Genomic DNA, 1,902 nt, shown 5'->3' with positions numbered 1-1,902 from the left:
AAGCTCTCTTAGGTAATCGAAAAATTCATCAAAATCGATTGTTAGCAAATTATAATAACGGCCTTTCGTATTAAAATAGGGTGGATCAAGATAAATAAAATCACCATCACCGGCTTCTTTTGTTGCCTCTTTATAATCACAAGCTTTAAATTCTACATTTTGTATACGTGAAGACCAATCTAGAATAATATCTTTAAGGGTTTTGGGATTAATTCCCTTCCTCGAATAATGTAATGAGTTATTGAAGTGACCATCTCTGTTAAACCTAATCAATCCATTAACACACGTACGCGACAAAAACAACAAATCATACGGGGAAAAAGAACTATTAAATCTATCTCTTATTTCATAATATACCTGGTAGCCTTCCTTTTGCATCCTTTCCCATTGTTCACGATAGTAATCAGCTAACCCAACAGGATCTTTCTTAATTACCTCCCATAATTTTATTAACGGCTCACAAATATCTGAGCATATCGCGTTACTGGGATTCAAAGCATACATTACCGAACCCCCTCCTAAAAAAGGTTCAAAATAACGGTTATATGCCGGAATTTTACTAACTATTTCATAAGCTTGGCTGCGTTTACTTCCGCTCCATTTAATTACAGGTTTAATACTTTTACTCATTTTCATCTACCTCAACAATAAGTTCATTTGGGTCAATTTCTAAGAACTCTGCTAATCTTACAAATGAAGTTTGCATTGGTGTTTTCCCATTTAGGAATTCATAAATTTTAGGTTTTGACACCCCTGAAAGTCGGGAAAGTTCACTTATTGATTTTATATTTTTATCAATCATGATTTTTCGTATTTTTTTCTCATCAGCTATATACTTTTTCATTATTCATCACCTTTAATCATGCTATCAAAAATATTCATCTGATTATTCAAAATAGCATGCTCCAATCTTTTCTTTGCAATCTCTACATAATGTCTGTCTACTTCAAACCCTATATAATTTCGCCCAAGCTCCTTAGCTGCTAAGCATTCACTTCCAACTCCCGAAAAAGGCGATAATATAATATCACCTTCTCTTGATGATATTTGAATGATTCTTTTTAGAATCCTAAGAGGTTTTTGAGTTGGATGTTTTCCAAATTCTAATTCTCGTTTTTCTTTATTATTAGGGATATCCCATACGGTTCTCATTTGCTTTCCAGGTTGCTTTAAGGTATCATATTCAAAGTTTCCATTTTTTGAGTACTCATAATCAAAATAATACTCACGCTTTTTACAGCCTTTATTACACCATAGTAAGGCTTCATGACTAGCAGTTAATCGCCTACCAGCTAAATTCGGAAAAGCGTTGCGCTTATACCATATGATCTCGTTGATAATTTCAATATTAAGCAATTGACAAACTACATTAATAATTCCGATATTGTGATATGTACCAAAAATCCACATAGAACCTGTTGGCTTTAGAATTCTTTTTGCTTCAATTAACCAAGCAATTGTAAATGAAAAGTATTCCGTTAATGACATATTGTCCCAACTTTCCATAACCTTGTTCCAATTACCACCCATTCCAGCCAGTTTTACGCTATTGTCCCACTTCCATTCACCGCCTTTTGACAAATTATAAGGTGGATCTGCAATAATCAGATCAATCGTATTGTCATCAATATTTTTCATTCCTTCTATGCAGTCCTGATTGATAATAACATTTAGCTCCATATATTCCCCTCCATTAAGCTCAACGTGATTATATCATATTTTAGAACCATGCGTCAATATATATTTACTTTTTGTTAACATATATTAACATATTTATCTAAATTTTTATACTAATTTTTATCCATCCTATATCCTCAACCCCCTGTAAAAAAAGGCGGTTATCTAATCGTAAGCGTCAAATCAACACCACATGGAAATAAAAAACCACCTGATGTACGCTAA

3 protein-coding genes are annotated in these 1,902 nt (G+C 33.0%); all 3 read right to left on the bottom strand.

What is annotated here, in order from left to right; genetic code table 11:
• Nucleotides 1–630, bottom strand: a 630-nt coding sequence (locus AC29Z1_RS17395; protein WP_488272705.1) for a DNA adenine methylase, incomplete at its 3' end; no start/stop codon positions are given.
• Nucleotides 623–844 carry a helix-turn-helix domain-containing protein gene (locus AC29Z1_RS17390; protein ID WP_488272704.1) on the bottom strand — a complete coding sequence of 74 codons (222 nt, stop codon included), beginning with the start codon at nucleotides 842–844 and terminating at the stop codon, nucleotides 623–625. The genes AC29Z1_RS17395 and AC29Z1_RS17390, both read right to left, overlap by 8 nt.
• The gene (locus AC29Z1_RS17385; RefSeq protein WP_488272703.1) at nucleotides 844–1,680 is read right to left on the bottom strand and encodes a DNA-methyltransferase; all 837 of its coding nucleotides are present in this window, start codon (nucleotides 1,678–1,680) and stop codon (nucleotides 844–846) included. Before AC29Z1_RS17385 ends, AC29Z1_RS17390 begins: the two co-directional genes overlap by 1 nt.
• Nucleotides 1,681–1,902: the final 222 nt, after the last annotated feature.

Source organism: Sporomusa sp. (genome assembly GCF_057736855.1).
This window is presented reverse-complemented; position numbering and strand designations above follow the sequence as displayed.

What these genes read in the sequence shown, in the direction of transcription:
- AC29Z1_RS17390 (WP_488272704.1), bottom strand. Translation starts at nt 844, where the DNA reads ATGAAAAAGTATATAGCTGATGAGAAAAAAATACGAAAAATCATGATT.
- AC29Z1_RS17385 (WP_488272703.1), bottom strand. Translation starts at nt 1,680, where the DNA reads ATGGAGCTAAATGTTATTATCAATCAGGACTGCATAGAAGGAATGAAA.